The following is a 19802-nucleotide window of genomic DNA, read 5'->3' as shown; positions in this document are numbered from 1 at the left end:
CGGTCAATGCGACACGCGAGGTGAGCAGTGATATCTGACCTGTCCAAGATTACGCACGGCCTCGGGCCGTCTGCTGCACGTTTGCAGCTGCTCATAGAACGTGCATCCGAGCTTCATGCCGACATGGACACCATGTCACGCGCCGAGCAACGCATTGCTCAGCAGGAACTCACGAAGTTGTTGCCCCAGATAGCACATGCGGCGCGTGAAACAGCCGATGGATTCGAGGCATCTGCCAGACTGGGCCAATGAACTCGCCCCGGCGCTGCGACAGCGCCGGGGCTCCGGATACGACAAGGACATTGTGCGAACAAATCCCTCGTTGGACCTTGGGCGTGGAGGCGCCAATAGCCCTCACGACGGGCGCCTATTCTCGTCCCATAGTTCCCGCGATGTGGCAGTATTCAAACCGAAAGACAATCGGGCGCTCGTCCGTCTATTGACCATCCGGGGATATTGCCAGTGCATATTGAGTGCTTGTGGATAAGTCATTTTAGAGGCATCGAAAGCTTGGGCTGGCGACCCGCGCGGGGCATCAACTGTTTGATTGGCCCAGGGGACAGCGCGAAGACGACCATCCTTGATGCATTGGAACTTCTGTTTGCCGAGCGCCAGAATGCGACCTTCGATGACCTCGACTTCTACGAAACTGACACCTCGAAGGCGATTTCGATAAGTGCAGTCTTGTCTGGGCTTCCCGCCGAGTTCCTGCGCGACGACCGGTACGGCCTGTTGCTGTCGGGATGGAATGCGGCCACCGGACAGTGGACTCCTGAACCGGCGGAACATGTCGGAGTCAAGCCAGTACTAATCCTGCAGCTTGACGTCGACAGTACGCTCGAGCCGTCGTGGTCAATCTACGTTTCGCGCAACGGTATCGTGGACAAGTCCCGGCGTCTGAGCTTTGCGGACCGCAAGGCAATGGCTCCGGCAAGGCTCGGCGTGTATGCCGACCGCCATCTTTCTTGGGGACGGGGCTCGTCCCTTCAACGGGTCGGTTCACACCCCGAACAGCTACCGGCGACGCTCAACGGGCTGCTACGGTCAGCACGCGATAACTTTGCGGCCGATAGTGCCACGGCGTTCTCCGATGTAGTGAACGCCATCGCACCCGATATCGCCAAGCTTGGCGTTAGTGTGCGGAGCGGACTGGTCGCAAATCTCGACCACACCAGCTTCTCGATGAATGCAAGTGGTGTGGCCTTGCATGATGGAAATGTGCCGATGCGTTGCATGGGAACGGGTTCGTCTCGTCTGGCGGTGGCCGCACTGCAGAGCGCTGAATCTGCCGGGAGACAGTTCCTGCTCGTCGACGAACTCGAGTACGGCTTGGAGCCTCATCGCATTTCACTTCTTGTCAGCCATTTGCGTCAGCGCGTCGCCAGCAGCGGACAAGCGTTTGTTACGACTCATTCGACGGCGGTTCTGCGCGAGGTGCGCTATGACGAAGTTTTTGTCTGCCGACGTAATGGGCATGACGGCACCGTAAAAATTTCGCCGGCAGCGACGACCGCAACGCCGGTCCTTGAAGCGAAGCGGTACGTTCGCGACAAGGGAGAGGCTTTGCTCGGAAAGACGGTGCTCGTTTGTGAGGGTCAAACGGAAATCGGCCTGCTGAAAGGCTTTGCCGAAGGAACGGATAGAAATTTTCAGGCAAGCGGCGTTGCTCTCGTAGATGGTGGCGGTGACCCAACGGTCTTCGCCGTCGCACTGCATTTCGCCAGACTGGGCTATCGCACGGCGGTGCTTACCGACAGTGACCGGCCGATGGACAAGAAAACGTTCGAGGAACTGGTGACGTGCGGCGTTCGTCATTTCTCATGGGGCCAGTCGCGCTGCACTGAAGAGGAGCTGTTCTGCGGGCTGCCCGTCGCTCTGTTGGGCGACCTGCTTGCATTGATTGCCGAAAGTATCACCCTTCCCCGGTTGTTACAGGAGCTCTCGCGGTTGGCGCAAGCCACGTTCAACAGCCTCGATGAAGTTGCACCATATCTTTCGAACCCGACTGCAGTGCAGGCGATTGGAGGCCAGGCGAACAGGTCGAAGTGGATTAAGAACCACTTCGACCTTTGTTTTGAAATTGGTTCGAAGGTTCTGTCCACGGCTGACCTGCTGGGCGAGGGCAGCCTCGATGGTCATCTGCGATTGCTCACTAACTGGTTGACGGCCAATGATTGAGGTCGCCGTCGGGCAAATGCTGGCAACGCGAAAGGGAGCCATTGAGGCTCCTGCCGGTACGGGAAAGACCGAACAGATTGCGCTTGTAGCCGGCACCCTTCCGGGGCGCTGGCTCGTACTTACGCATACGGTCGCGGGCGTTGACGCAATCCGGAAGCGACTGAAGAAGTACTCAGTGCCTGACATGAAGGCTCAAGTCGAAACGATATCAGCGTGGTCTCACCGCTGGGCGCGCGCATTTCCCGAGAATTCGCATCTATCAACTCAATGGACGGCAAAGGAAAACGATTGGTCGACAGTTCAGCAGGCTGCCGCTGACCTCGTCGAGAGCGGCGCGGTCCAGAGCGTCCTCGCTGCGTCTTACGATGGCGTGCTGGTTGATGAGTATCAGGACTGCGCGGAGTCTCAGCATCGACTGATATGCGCACTAAGTCGGATGATGCGCTGCTACGTGTTTGGCGACCCTTTGCAGGCTATATTCGGCTTCACCCGAACTGACCGCGTCGTCGACTGGCACACGCGCACACTTCCTGAATTTCCCCTAGCTGGACAGCTCGCAACTCCGCATCGCTGGAATGCCGTGGACAATGGCGAACTGGGTGCCTGGCTGCTCTCAGCGCGACCCGGAATTCAGGCAGGCAAGATTGACTTGACCAATGTGCCGCAATCCGTCGAGTGGGTGCAGTGCGAGGTTGGACAGCCGGTCACTGATTTGGGCAAGTTCTGTTTCGTTCGTTCACAACAGCCCGGACAGACGATGGCGGTGCTCGATTCCAGCTTCGACGCGGTGCGTCGCGCCAAGCTGGCGAAGACAATTGGCGGCACAACTGTCGAACCGGTATCGGGAAGATGCGAGCGGGACTTCTACGACTCCGTGCGAAACACCGGGGGTATCGAGCGTGTGGCGGCCGTCCTTGGTTTTGCAAGCTCGGCATTCGCTGGAGCCGAAGCTGCACCGAAAAGGAAACGAGTCGAAAGTCTGTTGGCAAATCCGGGGCGCCAGCGCATTCCCGCCTCTCCTGCGGAAATTGCGCTTTGCGCGGTTGCGCGAGATGCATCCTTCCGTCACGTAGTCGATGCGTTGCAGTGCATCGAACACGAAGCGGGTGTTACGGTCACCCGGCCGGAACTCGTTTACGGGATTAAGGCCTCTTTACGCCTTTGCGTAGAGAATCCCAGTCTCTCACTTGAAGATGCGACATGGCAAGTTGCCAACACGCGGCGCGAACGCGGCCGAATCGTGCGAAACCGTTCCGTCGGAAGCACGCTGCTAGTGAAGGGACTGGAGTTTGACCACGTCGTTATAACGCCCGACGCGTGCCGGACTAAGCTCGAATGGTATGTTGCGCTAACTCGGGCGACCCGGTCCGTGCGAGTGCTCTCGCCACATCAGTCATTCACAGTCGGGTAACGACGAATCCCGGTGAACGTTAGTTTCACGAACCCCTTGTGCTAGTGCCCAACGCAGTTCGCGAAACAATAATGAAGAAGTGCGCCGAAACATGCGGCGCACGGTTCACCTTTATACCTTCGCCCTCGCAAGAATCGACGAAAGCGACTCGACGGCGTCAAGGTCTGTTTGCAATGATGGCATGAATTCCTCTGCCACATAGCGCGAGGCGGTTGCCATCAACGATTGCTCGTCGATTTCGGGATTTTCATCCGTTGCGGCTTTAGCGGCCTCGAAGTACTTCTCCGCTACGGTGTAGCTCGCTTGCATTACGGCCCGGAAGTTACCCTTTTCAAACGCGCTCTTCAAAAGCGTCTCGTACTGCGCGAATGCGCTTTGATACATGCTTTCGCTGTTGTCGTTGCCTGATGTGATTTCTGACATTGCTGTTCCTTGGGTGCTGGTGTTCAGGTGTCCCCGTCCGGGTATGGGCTGAGACGGGGGCACCTGAAGCGTGTCAGCATGAATTCGTTATAGATGTTTCCAATTACAGGGTGACTGTCGGAAGCACACCCGCCGGACTGATACCGAGTTTTTCCCACTTGGCAGTCGCGGCGTCCATGAGCGACGGGTCGAAGGGCGGCTCCAGTGTATCGACGGCGTCTAAGGCAGAGTCAATCGCGTCTTTTAACGCCTTCTCGGCCCTAATGTCACCTCGTGAATCTGCACTCTCATTCGCGGCAGTCAAGACCGAAATCGCGAGCTTGAGATATGCAAATGCACGGGCTTCCTGTCCGCCCATCATGTTGCCGTAGGCATCCTGGCAAAGTGCCAGGGCCGCCCCTGTGGCGCTACGATTCAATGCGCTCATGTTTCCTCATTGGATTTCGAATTGTAAACTGGTGGTGTCGCCCGACCTCGGAGCTTCCACCCATAGAGAATTATCGGCACATGGCGAGCAACCTGAAGTGTTGTCGCATCTATGTCTTTCGACGAATGCCTTGGCATATGTTTATAGCGCGTAGCGTTGTAACGTCGGTGCATGGAAGAAATCCTCGTACTGCGACCCTAAATGTCCGCGTTTGGCTGCCGTTAATGCAGATTTACAGAGGCATCCTGCAATGCGCATTACGTCTCAAGTCAAGCGGATAGCACTGGCGGCAGTCGGTGTAGCGCTTCTCGCGCAGGCAGCGGACGCCTTGGCGTCCGACTGGTCAACCTACACGCCAAGAAAGTTCGGTTACCTGTTTGCCGACAAACAAGAACTGGTTAAGAATGGCGACACCGTCAAGTTCTGGTCCGCTCAGGCGCCTGCGCATATCGAACCCGGCACACCGGTCTATACAAAAGACGCGTACGTCGTAGATTGCAGGCAGCACACTTTCAAGGTCGTGCAGAGTACGCAATACGACGCGTCCGAACAGGCGACCGACGTCCCCGTTATCGTGCAAAACCGCGAAATCGAGCCGGACTCTAAAGAAGACGCACTGTCGCAGTTCGCCTGCGGGACGGACAAGGGGGCGTGGATGCCGGTCACGGCCGTTGCCGAGTTCTTTCACGAGCGGGCAAAGAATGCAAAGCAGGGACTGTCGTATTGAAGCGCGTCCGAGGCTGACGCCAGCGCGCTGCGGATATCCGCCCCAACCAAAGGTTGCCAGATGGTACGTTGGTGCCATGCGGGGGGCGGCCGCTTCATCGGCATCGCCTTTCTTACAGCGTTCGTCAGCCAGTCAAGCGTCGCGAACATCAAGTGAACGTGCTTCCGGCGTGAAGAAGCGGCCCACGACCAGGTTTGATTCTTCCAGCGCAGCATTGATGTCCGACGTCGCGAAAATCACCTGATAGTCGACCTCATAGGTCGCGCACTCCTCGACAATAATCTCCTGCAGACGGTGGCTGCGCTCCTTTTCCATACCGCCGTCGTCGATGCCGTCAAGCATCATGAATCGCGGTACTCGCATGAACGGTTTTTGCACGCTCGCCGTTAGCAAGGCGAGGTGGAAAATGTGCCGAAGAACCACCGCCGAGCTTTCCGAGAAGTTGCGCGAGTTGTTGACGTAGACGGCGTTATGAACAAAGTCGAAGTTCGCTGTTTCTGCCTTCACAAATTCCGGTTGCAGCGGGAGGTCGAGCTTTAATAGCCGGACCATTGCCGCGTCAATCGCGCTCGCAACTTCGACCTTGCGCTGCGCCTGCTTCTGTTCGAGGCGCACGATACTTTCTTCCAACCGTTTGCTTTCGGCCGTCAGGCTGTCCCTGCGCTTTTGCAGGTCCGTAATGACGCTAGCCAGCTTCTGTTGCTCGTACGATTGCCGAATTTCCGCATCCAGCGCGCCAAGCTTGCGTGCCGCTTCCTCTACCGCGACTTCTACGTCGCTGGACCACGACTTGGCCACTGTCGCGTAGTCGCGCTCCAGAGCCCGTACCCGTTGGGAAAGTAGCGGGATGTCTACGCGCAACGCCTCGGCTTCCTCCACCCGATTTTCAATGAGGGAGGTTGACTCTTTGAGCTGGATGCTTAGCTCGTTGCGCATGCGCAGCAACTGGGTATCGCCGCGCCCATCGCCAAGCGGAGTGGTGCACAGGTGACAATGGGCGGTGTCGGCACGCGCTTCGGGAAGCTCGCTCAGGCAACTGGGGCAGAACCGGAACTGCATGTTGCCGAAATAGGAGCGTGTCTCCTTGGATTCGTCCAGGCTGCGCAGGCGCGACTCCAATTCTTTTACGAATAGGCGCGAATCGGCGATATCAAGGTCGAGCGCCGCAAGCTTGTCTTTCGACGCAGACTCCTGCTGTCGGGCAACGTTCAGCTTTTGCCGCAGGTCGTCGGCGGACGCCCGTGCCTTGTTCGCCTCCTTGCGCGGGAGGGTCCGCTCTTCCTTGAGTCTTGCCAACGACGCGGTCAGGGCGTTGCGCGCAGCCTCGAGTTCGACAATCTTCGTGTCCAGGAACTCGAGATTGGTCGACTGCTCGGAGCGGCCAAGCACATTGAAAATGCTTCGAAGCTCGGTCTCCTGTTTGCCGATTTGCACGTCCAGTTCACGAAGGCGCAATTGAGCAGCATAAAGAAGGTCGTCGTATACGCCGCCGAGGTAGCCACCGACCATCTCGCGGGTCAACGGGCTGTCAAAATTGTCCAGTCGGAAAATCGGGCTGTGCACCGACGGTTGGTCAGCGTAAAGAACGCGGAGCAACTGGTGCATAGTCAGATTTGAGGCTCCTTCGCCTTGTGCCTGCGGCATATTCAGCGCGTCGAAGAGCGCTTGCGAGAAGCTGATTCGGTGCGCGCTGCGTTTGAACGGGTACAGCTCCCACAACTGCGGGCCGGCTTTCAATGACTCGTCCAACGTACCCCAGAAAATGGACATGGGACGTTGAAGCGCGATATCGATTTCGCGTCGCAGGCAAGCGACCGCGCCATTCAGTAGCACCTCAACATAGGTCGCCGTGCAACGGAGCGCTTCAGGCTTCCAGCGGATATTCTCTGCACCGAGCGAAAACGCCAGCAAGTCCATAACGGTGGTCTTGCCCGAGCTGTTGCGCCCGCGAATCACGTTCACGCCCGCATGGAAGGCGCAATCGAATGCGATGTGGCCGCCCTGGAAGACGACAAGCCGGTTGACCTGAAGGGTGGGCTCAAGCAAAGTCATACCGATATTCCATAAGTTCCGAGCGATGCTTCAGTCCGTCGTGACCGAGCAACGGAATCCCGGACAGGCCATTGAGTACACCTTCGACCACTGGCCCGTTCGCCGAAACGAACTCGTCGAGCCTGTTCTTGAGGGCCGGTGGGACCGGCATCTGGGTACGCGTAACAAAGCCACTTCCGAAGCGCTCCATGTCAATCAGGCCTGATGCCGCGACCGACTTGAGAGCCGCTTCCTGGATGTGCCTCATTTCACGGAAAGTGGAAATTCCACTCACCGGGTCGCGGTATATATTGGCGGCCGCTTTTGCCTGCGCGCGAAGCGCTTTGAGCGTATCGGGAAGCCTAATCTTGCTTACCATCCCCGGGAAGAGCAGGTAGAAATCCAGCAGACGAGCTTTATCTAGCTCAGCGTCACGCACGTGTTCCGCAATCACAAACATACGGAAGGCGCAGTGATAGGCGTCGTACGCAGGGTGATAAATCAGCATTTGTCCCACCGAATGTGGCAGTTGCCACCTAGGTAGTACAGGAGCGCGAGCAGGTCCATGACGTCGAACTCAAGGACGTTTTCGCCAAGCATGTTCTTTGTCGCCTGCAGGATGGCGCTAATACACTGGTCGACCGCGACGCGGTCGGCGCCCTGCTGGATAACGGGCGTGACAGTAAGTGTGAACGCCGCATGCAGCTCAGACAGAACAATGGTGTAGACCCGCTGCGCCGTACGCGAGGTCTGATACTTCATGATGGACTTGAACGCACGTTCCTTCAGGTCCGTTGCAGCGCGAAGTTGTTCTTCCCTTCCGCTGTCGCGCAGCTTTGCTTCGAGGCCGCGAACATCACCGTCCGTCGTCGTGGACATGTAATGCTCAAGCTTCTCCGAAATCTGGCCGTGCGACGGGTCGCCGACGCCGTCGGCCTTAAGCTTTTCATAAAGTGCCGCTAGTTCCTGACCGGCCGCGCCATTCGTGACGAGCTGGATGACAGTCGTTTTGCTGTTATCGACCTTGTCGCGGCCGACCAGGTCGCCGCCGACGTCGTTATGACTTTGGCTCGCGAACACGAACGCTACTCGCGGTTATTCTTGTGCATATCACCGCCGACGATATCGCCGCCCGCACGATTGTTCTTTTGCGAAACGATGGTTGTACGTCGCGAACGCGACGACCGGTTCGAAATGGCTACCTTGACCGTCCAGCCGGCCGCAATGGTCGCGATAGCTGCGACGACGTACTTCAACCAATCCATGAGTCCCCCGGAATTCGAATGCGTTCTTATTCAGCGTTGCGCGATTGTAAGACCGGAAGCCGGGCGCGGCAATTAGTCCGTGCGATAGCATCCTTTTTCGCCGGTTATCCCGAATTTGCACAATTCCTCCAGAAATCGATTCATGCGTACGGCATCAGTTCCCTGCTCGGGCGGCGACCAATATGTTTCGCGGGAGCCCGTGACGATTGCTACACGAGTTTTATCACGGGGAATCCAATGAAGCTCGGCGACATTTATCGAAAGAAGGTTGAATTGGCCAAGCAGTGGGGAATCGCAGCCGACACGGCGCAGGATTACGAGGGGAAGCTGCGGTGCAGGGCAAACGCGCTCGACCTCCAGGCCGATGCGAGCGCTATTGCACACTGTATGGCGAACTGGGGTGACCAGGAGGTCGAACTGCTTGACATAGCTACCCTCTGGGGCGAAACGGCTGAGGAGCCGTGGCAGCATCACAACCCGTGGCATCGGGGCCTTAGCATCATGCAAGACGAGCTTGCCTCGGTCAGAACTTGACGTCCCAACGTCGAAACATATCCAGAACGTGAACCTTCAACGCGGCGGAGGTCCTGATATCCTGCTTTTTCGTGCCTTTCCAGACCTGACCATCATGAATGAGATAGGTCCACTCGCGATAGATGATTGCGTTCGACTCGGGCAAGACACGCAGAAATTTGTCTCGCAAAGCAGTGAAATCGAATAGCACGTAGAACGGCACTCGTTCACTCAGGTCTAGCATTGCACCGAACGCCTCTTCCTCCGGGAAGTGAGTGTGAATGACTTCAATGGCAACCCATGGTTCATTAGCCGACATGTCGAGCCTCAGGGCTTGGCCAAACAGGTCGTGCCGGATAATCGCATCTTTGGTCACGATGCGATAAACCTCGTTGCCCCACTCGTAGGCCGTTAGCTCGATAGCGTCGTGCAATTTCCAGTCAAACCCACCTGTCGATTTGGCAACGGATTCCCCGAGTGCAAGTTGCCACTTGCGGGCACCTTTCAGCCGCTGAAGCAACGCCCGGACTCGCGCATTATGGGTATCGTCTGTCTCCCCCTCAAAGATATTCCTGGTTCCTCGAACACCGGTCGCGACGAAATGCGGAACTGCGCCATTGCGCACTCTGGGACTTAGCTCGGTTTGCCCGGACTTGTCTGTCAGATTCTGCTCCGCCGCCAAGGCACGCGTAGTTACGTCGGATAGGTCTTCAGCGCGGATTTCTTGGCGAACGCCTTGCTTGTCGAAGTAATACGCTAAATCATGTTCAAGTTTCGCGGGCATATGCTCGTCGCTCAGATTCATTGTACGAATCTGTTTATCGGCAGCGAAGTTGTTCGCTTGAGCCGCCTTTGACGTCCGCACGGCGGATACAAAGTGGTGAGGAGAATAATATTCGCGGTTATCTAAAAAGAATTGGTTCTTAATAGTTCAGTGAAGAATTATAAGGGTGCTTGCTTAGTTTAACTTGTTAAACTAAGCCGATTTATGATAAGGTTTAATCTGAAGTTATTGACTTCGTGGTTGCCGGCGGGACCCACCCGTCAAGTGAGTCGGCTGCTCACTGAATCGCGAGGATGCGCAGAGCAATCTGCAATTGTCCCCAGCCACAGTTCTCCATAAAACTTGAATCTAAAAAAGGAATGCCGCCAGGCAGGGAAACCTGCGCGTTGGCGGTAACGAACTGATGGGAAAACATCTCCAGCTTGGGCTCCACGATGGAGCAGGTCGAGTCTCGTCGTGCGCAGGCGCGACGACCATTCCTAGTGACGCGTCGTCTGCGGAGGCGGGCTGCCGCATCAGTTGGAGGTCGGTATGACGGTCGGTATCGAACCGAAAAAATGCGTGGATTTTGAACTCCCGCGAGACGTGGAGGCGTTGAAATGGAAGGCAGCCACCTACCGACCAGAAGTGGGGCGAATGGCGGGGAACGAGTTCGTTGAGGCGTTGAACCCATTGCCCGACGACGACGCGGCCTTCAGGGCCTTGCGTGCAGTCACTGTCCAGCGCAGGGACGAGTTCTTTTCTCGAAGCCTTGAACATCGCGTCGAAGCGATTCACGATGTTGATGACGTCTTCGTCCCACTTTCCATACATCGCAGGGAGCTCCAGTCGACGATGGCGCTGGTGCGGCGTGGCTATCTACATCGAAGCCCGAGCAATCCTAAGGTAATGGCACACATTTATCGTTGCGCAACGGCTACAGAGGAGGAGTGGCGCTCAGGAAAGGCAGTAAAGCTTTTGACCGCGATGAGCCCGTCAGGTGGCGCTGCAATGGGACGTTTGCTGCACGGTCCGACTGGGTCGGGGAAGACGACGCTCGTCAAGCGTATCTCCTCGTACGTCGGAATAGAACCGCTTGTCCATACACAGATTGCCGGCAAGAGGTGCCGAACCGTCCAACTGCCCATGATTTCGATTCAGTGCGAAGCCGCCACGGACTTGAAGGCGATGGTTCGAATGGTCCTTGAGCAATTCGATGTGGCACTCGGGACGGACTATGCGCGCGTGTCGCGGCGCGAACAGTCACCGTTGTGGGTTTACATGTCTCAGTTGTACCGCGCAGCGACGACTAATTTTCTTGGCTTGCTCGTCATCGACGACCTGCAGCGTCTGAAGGCGTTGGATGAGCGCACCGAAGCCACGCTCCAATTGTTCTCGACGTTTATGCAGTGTACGGGCATCCCCGTTCTTGCTGTGGGAACAAACAAGGTCGACAGCCTTCTCGTCTCCCACATGCAGGAAGGAAGAAAGCTGAAAGCGCAGGGCGAGACCGAATTGCGTGCGTTGCCGTATGACGAAGACTTCGTCGACCTTTGCGAGATGATGTGGGCTTATCGGGTAAGTCACCAGAATTTGGAAATGCCCGAGTTTCTTCCGTTCGCGTTGCATCACCACACGCAGGGTCTATTGCACTTTTTTAACGCTCTCGTCCCGGAGCTGTTTGAGCAAATGGCGGGCAATGAAGCCGGGGCGGACAACTACATCAAAGGCGAACTGGACACTGCGTTTGTCGACAAGTGTGCTGACAAGGCACTGCTGAGCTACCAAGACTCAATTAGCGTCCTTCGCCGAAACGCAGCGAAGGTAAGGATTTCCGAAGAAGAATATCGCCGCTTCGAACATCTCCTTCCCCCTCGTCGGCTGCAAGTGGTGGCGACCAACGATGCGCTTACCGAGCAGAAGAAACGCGAGGACGAGGAAACGAAGGCACAGGAACGAGCCGCTCAGCTTGGAACCAAACGCGAGAAGATGCCGGACTCTCTGAGAAAAGCCCCGGCAGTGTCGACCGCGAATGCGCCGAAAAAGCCCCGCACAAGCAAATCTCGCAAGCCACTCAATCCTATTGCTAGCAGCCTGGCAAAATCAAAGGACCCGCATAAGGCGGGGAAGGTTGCTGGCTGGATTGGTGCGGACCTGGAGAATCTATGATGGGGAAAAATACCCCTCCTTCATCTCTACCCGCGCCGGTGCAGGAGGAGACGTTAGCGAGTTGGCTGGACCGTGTTTACATCCACTCGGACAGTTTTCACCGACGAGCGAACAGACGCTCTGTATTGGGGGCCCCCTGGCGAAATGTCTCCGGTCTCCTTCCATATCGGCTTCGTGTGTTCGCGGACAGCGTCGGCCAGCATTTCTACTCTGATACGGAACTGCTGACTCTGCACACGTTTTATCCGTATTTCGCCGCAACGATGACGGACACGGCCGGACGGGACCTGGCCGAGCGCATATTTTCTGGAGGGCGCGGGCCGCTTTGTCCGACACGTGAGCCATTGAGTCTTGCGGCACGTCCAGATGTCGGGCGCTATTGTCTTCAATGCCAACGCGAGGACCGGATATCGCTTGGATTCGATGTGGGGCGACGCTACAACGTCGCGCCGTTTGTGACGCGCTGTCCCTTTCATGGTGACTTCATTTCCGTACTAAGTGATGGCGTGGAGCGCGACCTGGCTTCCTTCCGTTGGAAGGAGTCACAGTCGGCTACAACGCGCCGAAATGCGCAGCAGTTCGCGCGTGAAACTCAAAGGCTCCTCGAAGGATGTGGGGCCACGTTGATGACGTGCCGTCATCGGCTCGAGGCAATGGGTTATATGACAAAAGAGGGTTCACTACGGGTTAAGCAACTTGTCGACGAATCACGTGCGCACTTTGCTGATGGATTTGAGGACCAGGCGCTTTCACGGCTCGTCGCGGACAAGGAGATGCTGAGGCGTGCATTTCAACGACTTTCGGATACTCGCAGGTCGATACATCCGGCTTACCTGATTCTGCTGAACCTTTTTACAGAGGCCCATTCGAGTGACGTGCCGACTAGCGAGAAAACGGAGCCATCAGGTGTGTGGCGACACGAAGACCTACGTAAATCTGCCGTCGAAGGATGCAGTTCAGTGACAGCGGTAGCTCGCAAGCTTGGGGTAGCGACGACAACAGCGACGCTTCTGCTCAGGCGTGCCGGGTTGGCCGACAGATTCAATGTGAGACAGCCGGACGATGGAATCGCCGCAATTCTCCGAGACCTTGAGGCAGCGACGCCAGTTGCAAGCGTTGCTGCGCACCACGGAGTGACACCGCTGCGCGTGTACCGCCTGATGCGGACCGCGCCAGGATTGATTGAACGTCGCCGCGAGCGTGCTTACGTTGCCGAACTGAAGCTGCGTAGGAGTACGGCTGAAGCTGCCCGGACGACCGACGGGCGGGTTATTACGGCAGCCGAGTTTCGTGGGACATATCGGAACGACTATTGTTGGCTCCTCAAACACGACAAGGAGTGGCTGCGCGTTTACCTTGCCACTTTAACGAGGTCGGCCGTGTCGGCGTCCAGAACTGGACGGTCCTCACTCACGGTCGAAGCGGCCGCATCGGAAATCGAACTGCTGCGGCGCGCGTACGACTCAGCCACGCAAATTGATGAGCGGAGGCCATACCGTGCAAGTCGGAAACGCGTCGCGAAGACTCTTAAACTGAACGATTATGCTGTAAAGATTCGCAAAGAGTTAGGCCTACTTGTGCCCGCAGAGGATGACGAGGCGTTCGTGCGACGACGTATCGAGTGGGTCAAAAACTTATCACCCGACTTGAACATCGGAAGTTCGGAACGATGGTTGAAGAAGGCTGGATTGCGCAGAACAAAGAATCGACGCTCGATTTGCGTTGCGGCTGCTAGGGAGAACGTCGATGCCTAAAGTGGCTAGTTTCCAATCTTCAAAAGTCAACAACTTTCCAGCAATTCTGCCTGGCGAGACGATGATGAGTTATGTTGCACGCGTTGCCCTGGTCAATCAGACGTCTGTCAAAATGGTTTGCTCGTTGGCCATGGGACTCAGATGTTGCCCAGAACCTCCTTGGGTCATTCCGGGCAACCTTGAACGCCTTTGTCAATCTAGCCTTGGTGCTTTAGGTGAGCCAGACGGTCTCCTCAATCACCACACAGTTTATCCAGTGGTTGCCCCATTCCTCCCGAGAGACCTTCGAACGAAACTGGCTTCGCAGATAGTCAGAGGGCGAGCCGATAGCGGATTCTCCAGCCTGATGCGGGCCTGCACGTGGGAGGGAATCAAGCCGTCCAGGATGTCGTGGTGTACGGAGTGTGCTACAGACGACGCGGCCACGCATGGTTTCTCGTACTGGCATCGGGAGCATCAATTCCTGTTCTGCACTCATTGCCCTCTTCATGGATGCCCACTCGTGGTTGGGTGTGGTCTGTGCGCCTTTTCGTCGAGTAAGCGTGCGACTCCTGGTCTTCCGTCGGCGCAATGTCAATGCGGCAGGGAGCCGAGACGACTGGCGCTAACGTCGTATCGGGGAGGAAGCGAATTGCTTCTGGCCAGAAGTCACAATTCCATTCGCGCCTTGTTTGACAATCCGCTGTCTCTTCATGATGCCGACCATGTCGGAGCAACGTATCAGGAGCGAGCGCTTGAGCTTGGCCTAATAAAGGGAACAGTCCTCCGGCGCTCAGCAATGATGCATCTCATCGAAGGCGTTGATGGAGTCGGTCTGCTCGAAGCTCGCTGGGCGGGCGTCGAAGAGGCTATGAAAGTGTTGTCGAAGCCGCTAATGCAGGGGCGATGCTCACCCAATCTTGCCGTGAACTTGATTCTGATGAATCTGCTGTTTCCATCGGAAAATGATTTTCGTCGTGCTCTGGAAAGAGGTCGGCGCGAAGGTAAGGTGGGCAACGACTATCACGGCCAACGCAGGAGAAAGACGCTAACGGTTCGCCGGAGTAATCCCACGCGCTACGTGCAAGCGCGAAACGAGCGCGATAAGCAGGTCGCCGCCGAAATCCGTCGGCGGCATTCGGCAGTGCTAGCGTCGCCCGACAGGCCGACGCGCCTCACGAAATCGTTCCTGTTTGCATGTATCGACGGGGCTCGGACCATTGTCACAAAGCTGGAGCAGTATCCTCAAACCGAGGCCACCATCAACGAACTAGCAGAAACAAGTGAGCAGTACATTCGGCGACGCGCGGTCTGGCTGTTACGTGACGGCAAAAATAAGATGACCCGAGCGGCACTGCTAAAGTCGGTACGGAAGGTCGTTGATGTGCCGGCTGCTGAACTACAAGAGATGTACTTGAGGCTTTTTGGTGACGACTGACAACGAGCGCCGACCTCCGACGTGTGTGCGTCATAAATTCGCGTGGCGGCGCCAGCTATTGTCGTAGCACTGGGTCGGCCGCCCCCATTGTTCGCACCACAGATTTAGTCATCGAACATTCTGTCTAGAATACTTTTGCGTTTCGGAACCTCACCGGTCGGCCCAGGTTTCCGAATTGGCGTCGGCGGAAGCGCTTGAGACGAGTCAGAGGTAACCTTTCCCGCGACGGAACTCAGGTGTTCTCGGAGTTCATTCTCGCGAAGGCGCTGTTCAAGGTTGCGCGCTTCTGCACTCCCGTTCGTGACCACCTTCCTCTTTTTTGGTTCGGGCAGAGCAGGGGCGATTGCCTTTTCCTGCGTGCGCGTCAGATTGTTTTTGCGGGACCATGTGCGTTCCGTCTGACGTGACTCTTTCGCCTTCGTCAGTTCGATGAGTCGCTGGAGCTCCATATCAAGCCACGTGTTGTTCGCAAGAAGCGCCAATGAATGCTCGTCCGGCAACAGCGTTTCCATCCGTCCGGAAGGATTACGCCAGTAAAGCCGAGAGGGCATCAAGGGGTCGACGTAGACATATGTGCTGCACGTCTTGGACTTGCCGACAACTGAGATATGCTGGAGGCGATACTCTCGCAAGCCAGTAGAGCTATATGCATGTCCCTTGTAGCGCACACCGTTGTCCCAGACCGCCACGTGATGCCGTGGAAGTAACGCAAAGTAAACTTCTTCGTCCGAACGCTTCTGTGCACGGTCGCCTCGCAACTGAGCTTGTCCCCATTTGAAGATTGCCTCAGGTGTGGGTTCAACGCCATCGTCGCGCATTTCCTTCGTCAGCAGATGCGGTACGCGCGTAAACCGGTTATGCCTGATGATTTCCTTGAGTACAGCATGCCGGAACTCGCGGGGAGACCATTGCGCATTGTTAATGGCGTTCCGCGCACGCTCCTTGTCCTTTCGGCGCTTGGAAGTCTTGCTGCCGCCGGGATTGCCGGCCATCCGGTTTTGCAGCTTGCCGAACATGCCCTCGACGGTCGGCTTACCTTCAGGGTGGCCTGGCGGCGCCCAGATTGGTTCTACCTTCAGTTCGTTGCACAATGAGACCTGCGCCTTCTCTGTGATGGCGGGACCCCGGTCAAAGAAAACGCCAGCAGGCGTTTGAACGAGGTCCCACTCATCTGGTTCAAAACCAAGGTCCACCAGCATGTCGTGCTTGGACGTCATCGCGTTAAATAGACACATCCGGTATGCGTCCCAGTTTTCGGGCTGCATGCTGTCAAAAAATCCCGTGATAGCAAGGCTATGCCGGTCGACGCAGAGCATAAGTGTGGGTTTGCGGATGGCGCGAGCAGGCGCCCATGAGGCGACAAGCTCCTGAGGAAACGGAGTGCCGTCAATGTCATAGATGTCACACGGACCGTCGGAGAGGTCACGCGCGCGCCCCTGTCTGTCGCCATAGGTTTCCCGCCACTCCTGCTCTCCGGCCTTCGCTTTCAGGAAAGCTGCCTCGGACCCGATTTTCTTGGCGTAATAGTAAAAGGTGCCGGCTTCAGGCGCGTCTTTGCCAGAATACATTTCCTCAACCATCCGAGCGTATGTGCCGGCGTAATTCGCGTCTTCGGCGATGTAGTACTTTTCCATGGCACGCCTGAACCTGACCTTATCGGTTGCCGTGGTTGTGCGGTTCGGGTTTCCGGCCTTGCCATAGAGGATTACCGACGCGTTGGGGCGGCCTGCCGGTACTTTGCTGCTCGCTCGTTCCACTCCGGGGGCGCCAGCGCGGCTGCGCAGCTCAATCATGGCATTGCGGTTGCAGCCGAACGTCCAATAGGTCACCAGCAGCCTTCGCAGCGTCACTTCGCTGACGCCAACTTCATCTGCCCGCGCCTTCAACAGCCCCGTCCGAGCATGCTTGTCGAAAAGCTGGCGTTCAAGCGTCGTTACCAGGGGTTCAATCTTGTTGTACCGGCTGTTGCGGACGTTTTTGACACCATCATCAAGCTCTGAGTCGAGCCATAACATCTCAGGCAATAGAAATTCGTCCTTTACAATTTCGAACGAGTCGGACAGTGAGCTAACAATGCGGGCATAAGAACGAGGGACCGGGAGACGCGTAGTGGACGTAGTGGCCCCTGACACTTCCAGGAGAAATATCTCATCTGTGTCTTCGAACGCGGCAGCCACGCGAAGGAATTCGAATTTGCCTCGGGGTAGTCGCTTTCGTAGTAGAGCACCTTTGAATAGTTTCGTCGTCATTTGAAGGTTACCTTTGAGCTACCGCGAACCTCATGCGAGAAGTCGAATTTCACGAAGCCAAGCATTGCTGCTACGGAGAGAAAACGATAAGCATTGTCCCGAGTGCACTTAAGCTCACGTGCCGCGTCGTCCATTAACGTGTCTAGCTCTACACAGGTTGTTCCCCGTGGCATAAGCTTTGCAATCCGATTGGCGTCTTGTGCGTCCGTTGCTAGGTCAGAGTCAGATGCCCAATGGGCGACGCGGCGCGCACGTCGGGCTACCTCACGTGAGACTTCTTTTTCTGTATAGATGGTGTAGGCCCATCCATGCTCGCCGCAGAAACGCCGCTCGCGTGCGAACCGTTCCCAAACGCTTTCTCCGTCCTCAAGTTCGCGCTGCTCCTTGACTGAAATCGCAACATGCCGCAGCGGCTTGTCATCGGTCGGCGCGAGCGTCAGCAGGAAGTCCAGCGTCATCACTTTGTTGCGCGGTATGCGTCTTCCGCTGTCGCGATACGCCGCGAGCTCCTCTGGGTCAAAACAAGGATATTGCTCACGAATATCGATGACGTTCGGCTGGAATTGCAGCCAATAGTGAATGCCGCGTTCGCCGAAAGACAGATACGAATGGTCCCTCAGGGTTTTCGGGCTCCACGCTGCGTTGGCTAGTCCCTTCCTCCCTGCAGTGGGCTTAAGGAAACTTTTGTAGCCACGCCCGTTGGGAATCTCACGCGAATCGGCTGCTGGCAATTCAGGGCAAGTCAGCGCCTGGAACGGCGAAAGATGGTCTGATGTTCTTATGTTCTACCCCATACTCTGAAATTCTTGTTTTAAATTTTTGAATCCGTTGTAGGGTAAGGCTTCTGCCAAAATAATTGCAACATATTTTTGCTTTTTAAGTGCGTTTGGTTGCAGCTCTGCAACTTCGCAGTTTGCATCTCACATGCTTGGAATATTTGGCGGATGAGGAAATGCAATTTTCAATAAAAACAATGTAATATCATCGAATTTTTCGAGATGTATTTCAACGAATTTTCAGCATGTTTTTTTGCGCCCCAGAATGGCAATTCGGATTAGAAGTCGTTACACAACTGCGAAATTTCTGGCAAAGATGTTGTTACATGGCTGCAAACGCTTGATTTTGCGACGCAAACACTTCTAATCCGAAGACACTAAATCGCCCGCTTTCGAAGGGGAAATTCCCGAAAAAGTGTCAGCGAATGAATTCGCCAAACGGGCGGACCAGGGCTTCGGCCTTGGCCCGCCCGTTTCGTTTTCCCCGCAGTCCGAACGCACGCTCCGGTGCGTAGCTGCTACGTCGCTAGAAAGACACTAGCGTGGAGCTTCCAAAGGACGGCATCGCTTGTTTGCTTGCGCTTGTTGGCTTTTTCGGCGAGTTTTTCGAGATATTTTGCCCAGCGCTGGATGTTGGCCGCGCGGAAGGTGCATTGTGAGATTTCCTGTTCCGCCTTTGCCTTGTACAAACGGGCAATCGTTCGCGTCGCCCGAGCTTCGCGGCAGAATATATGAGCTAAATTCATGAGTGCTTCTCTTTTATAGTTGTTTTGAACTCATGGTATCAGCTTGGCGCGCGAGAGGCGAAATCATGTTGCGACCGCGCAGCCTTGGCCCGCCCATTTCACTTTGGCGTTCGGACGAAAAAAAAGCCAGCCTCGCACTCACTTCGTGGCGTCGCTGGCGTAGTTGATTCCGTAGTGGCGCTCGCGATGACAGTTTGGGCACAACGCCACCGCGTTCTCGACGGTATCGTCGCCGCCATCTGCCAGACGTCTGCGATGGTGCACCTCAAGATACGGTCTCCCATCCGGGCGCTGAAACGGTGCCAATTGCCCGCATTCTTCGCACGTCCCATCGGCTCGTAGCAAGACTTCCGCGATAACGTCCGGATTCCGCCTGAATGCGCGGGTCAGTACGACGACTTGGTCTGGCTGCCTGTTAGCACTGGCGAGACGCTCCCTGCGTTCGTCCGCAGAAGACTTCAAGGATTTCTGGACGGCGGCGTCCAGATTCATGGCGACCACTTCGTGGACAGCCATCCCTTTTAGCACTTGAACGAACTCCTCGTGCACTTGGTGCAATGCAGCTTCCGGGCCTTTGGTTTTGCTTTGGAGATAGACGATATGGGCCAAGAACGTGTCCAGCGCGATGGAAAGCGGCACCGCCCCATCTCTCGCGATGTCCTCGAGATAGAGCTTCCAGGCGTTAGCTGCGATAGTCGTTGCGAAGCGTTTCGCGCCGCGGCGCATTGCGACGTAACTTCCGATGTAGCCCTTTGCGGCCCGGGGCGACATTTGAGGGTAGGCGTCACGCAACGCTCGTTCGGCCCGCGGTAGCTGCTGGCTGCCAGCAACAACCGTGCGCGCCAATTCGAGTGCGAGTCCATACGCCGATGATGGAACCAGGTACCGAGCCATGTCCAGATTCTCTGAATACAAAGTTGGTTGAGTCATTCCACTGCACCCGCCGCGCCGCA

At 56.4% G+C, this 19802-nt stretch carries 19 protein-coding genes and 1 pseudogene; 8 read left to right on the top strand and 12 right to left on the bottom strand.

Annotation, left to right across the window (positions count from 1 at the left end):
- The first annotated feature begins 510 nt into the window (after positions 1–510).
- Both BGI01S_RS16325 and BGI01S_RS16320 read left to right on the top strand, forming a co-directional pair.
- Positions 511–2178: an ATP-dependent nuclease gene (locus BGI01S_RS16325; protein ID WP_052400489.1), complete on the top strand. Its 1668-nt coding sequence runs from the start codon at positions 511–513 to the stop codon at positions 2176–2178.
- Positions 2171–3589, top strand: a complete 1419-nt coding sequence (locus BGI01S_RS16320; RefSeq protein WP_042327001.1) for a UvrD-helicase domain-containing protein — start codon at positions 2171–2173, stop codon at positions 3587–3589. The genes BGI01S_RS16325 and BGI01S_RS16320 overlap by 8 nt, the downstream gene beginning before the upstream one ends.
- 111 nt (positions 3590–3700) lie before the next feature.
- On the opposite strand, the gene BGI01S_RS16315 is transcribed toward BGI01S_RS16320, so the two are convergent.
- Together BGI01S_RS16315 and BGI01S_RS16310 are read right to left on the bottom strand one after the other, a co-directional pair.
- Positions 3701–4012, bottom strand: coding sequence for a hypothetical protein (locus BGI01S_RS16315; protein WP_042327000.1), 312 nt, complete (start codon positions 4010–4012; stop codon positions 3701–3703).
- A 103-nt stretch (positions 4013–4115) separates the two neighbouring features.
- Positions 4116–4439: a hypothetical protein gene (locus BGI01S_RS16310; protein WP_042326999.1), complete on the bottom strand. Its 324-nt coding sequence runs from the start codon at positions 4437–4439 to the stop codon at positions 4116–4118.
- 250 nt (positions 4440–4689) lie between these two features.
- Here BGI01S_RS16310 and BGI01S_RS16305 point away from each other — a divergent pair, with 250 nt between their 5' ends.
- Positions 4690–5166, top strand: a complete 477-nt coding sequence (locus BGI01S_RS16305; RefSeq protein WP_042326998.1) for a surface-adhesin E family protein — start codon at positions 4690–4692, stop codon at positions 5164–5166.
- A 132-nt stretch (positions 5167–5298) separates the two neighbouring features.
- On the opposite strand, the gene BGI01S_RS31120 is transcribed toward BGI01S_RS16305, so the two are convergent.
- From BGI01S_RS31120 to BGI01S_RS16285, 4 genes are read right to left on the bottom strand one after another with little or no spacing between them, the layout of a single operon-like run.
- Positions 5299–7218 carry an ATPase AAA gene (locus BGI01S_RS31120; RefSeq protein ID WP_042326997.1) on the bottom strand — a complete coding sequence of 640 codons (1920 nt, stop codon included), beginning with the start codon at positions 7216–7218 and terminating at the stop codon, positions 5299–5301.
- A complete protein-coding gene (locus BGI01S_RS16295) occupies positions 7205–7705 on the bottom strand; it encodes an ABC-three component system middle component 5 (protein WP_042326996.1) in 501 nt (166 codons plus the stop codon). Before BGI01S_RS16295 ends, BGI01S_RS31120 begins: the two co-directional genes overlap by 14 nt.
- Positions 7699–8277 carry an ABC-three component system protein gene (locus BGI01S_RS16290; RefSeq protein WP_042326995.1) on the bottom strand — a complete coding sequence of 193 codons (579 nt, stop codon included), beginning with the start codon at positions 8275–8277 and terminating at the stop codon, positions 7699–7701. Before BGI01S_RS16290 ends, BGI01S_RS16295 begins: the two co-directional genes overlap by 7 nt.
- Positions 8278–8282: 5 nt before the next feature.
- Positions 8283–8453, bottom strand: coding sequence for a hypothetical protein (locus tag BGI01S_RS16285; protein WP_408638595.1), 171 nt, complete (start codon positions 8451–8453; stop codon positions 8283–8285).
- Between the two features lie 246 nt (positions 8454–8699).
- Between BGI01S_RS16285 and BGI01S_RS16280 the strand changes: the two genes are divergently transcribed.
- Positions 8700–8996: a hypothetical protein gene (locus BGI01S_RS16280; protein ID WP_042326993.1), complete on the top strand. Its 297-nt coding sequence runs from the start codon at positions 8700–8702 to the stop codon at positions 8994–8996.
- Here BGI01S_RS16280 and BGI01S_RS16275 read toward each other — a convergent pair.
- Together BGI01S_RS16275 and BGI01S_RS30245 are read right to left on the bottom strand one after the other, a co-directional pair.
- Positions 8986–9780: a hypothetical protein gene (locus tag BGI01S_RS16275; RefSeq protein ID WP_042326992.1), complete on the bottom strand. Its 795-nt coding sequence runs from the start codon at positions 9778–9780 to the stop codon at positions 8986–8988. The genes BGI01S_RS16280 and BGI01S_RS16275 overlap by 11 nt on opposite strands.
- Before the next feature lie 256 nt (positions 9781–10036).
- Entirely contained in the window at positions 10037–10192 is a 156-nt protein-coding gene (locus BGI01S_RS30245; RefSeq protein WP_157004203.1) for a hypothetical protein, read from the bottom strand.
- A gap of 98 nt (positions 10193–10290) precedes the next feature.
- Between BGI01S_RS30245 and BGI01S_RS16270 the strand changes: the two genes are divergently transcribed.
- The 4 genes and pseudogenes from BGI01S_RS16270 (at position 10291) to BGI01S_RS31115 (ending at position 15078) form a co-directional block, all read left to right on the top strand.
- Entirely contained in the window at positions 10291–11907 is a 1617-nt protein-coding gene (locus BGI01S_RS16270; RefSeq protein WP_042326991.1) for an ATP-binding protein, read from the top strand.
- Positions 11904–13661: a TniQ family protein gene (locus tag BGI01S_RS30240; RefSeq protein WP_157004202.1), complete on the top strand. Its 1758-nt coding sequence runs from the start codon at positions 11904–11906 to the stop codon at positions 13659–13661. The genes BGI01S_RS16270 and BGI01S_RS30240 overlap by 4 nt, the downstream gene beginning before the upstream one ends.
- Positions 13654–14151, top strand: a pseudogene (locus BGI01S_RS31405) (TniQ family protein); the annotation flags it as partial. The gene BGI01S_RS30240 and the pseudogene BGI01S_RS31405, both read left to right, overlap by 8 nt.
- A gap of 288 nt (positions 14152–14439) precedes the next feature.
- Positions 14440–15078 carry a hypothetical protein gene (locus BGI01S_RS31115; RefSeq protein WP_042326990.1) on the top strand — a complete coding sequence of 213 codons (639 nt, stop codon included), beginning with the start codon at positions 14440–14442 and terminating at the stop codon, positions 15076–15078.
- Between the two features lie 104 nt (positions 15079–15182).
- On the opposite strand, the gene BGI01S_RS16260 is transcribed toward BGI01S_RS31115, so the two are convergent.
- From BGI01S_RS16260 to BGI01S_RS16250, 4 genes are all read right to left on the bottom strand, one after another.
- Positions 15183–17327: a hypothetical protein gene (locus tag BGI01S_RS16260; protein ID WP_157004201.1), complete on the bottom strand. Its 2145-nt coding sequence runs from the start codon at positions 17325–17327 to the stop codon at positions 15183–15185.
- Positions 17324–18058, bottom strand: a complete 735-nt coding sequence (locus BGI01S_RS29620) for a TnsA endonuclease N-terminal domain-containing protein (protein ID WP_084585392.1) — start codon at positions 18056–18058, stop codon at positions 17324–17326. The genes BGI01S_RS16260 and BGI01S_RS29620 overlap by 4 nt, the downstream gene beginning before the upstream one ends.
- A 563-nt stretch (positions 18059–18621) precedes the next feature.
- A complete protein-coding gene (locus BGI01S_RS30235) occupies positions 18622–18849 on the bottom strand; it encodes a hypothetical protein (protein WP_157004199.1) in 228 nt (75 codons plus the stop codon).
- Positions 18850–18987: 138 nt separating this feature from the next.
- Positions 18988–19779, bottom strand: coding sequence for an HNH endonuclease (locus BGI01S_RS16250; RefSeq protein WP_232624328.1), 792 nt, complete (start codon positions 19777–19779; stop codon positions 18988–18990).
- Positions 19780–19802 lie beyond the last annotated feature (23 nt).

This window comes from Paraburkholderia ginsengisoli NBRC 100965, from assembly GCF_000739735.1.
Classification (GTDB): domain Bacteria; phylum Pseudomonadota; class Gammaproteobacteria; order Burkholderiales; family Burkholderiaceae; genus Paraburkholderia; species Paraburkholderia ginsengisoli.
This window is presented reverse-complemented; position numbering and strand designations above follow the sequence as displayed.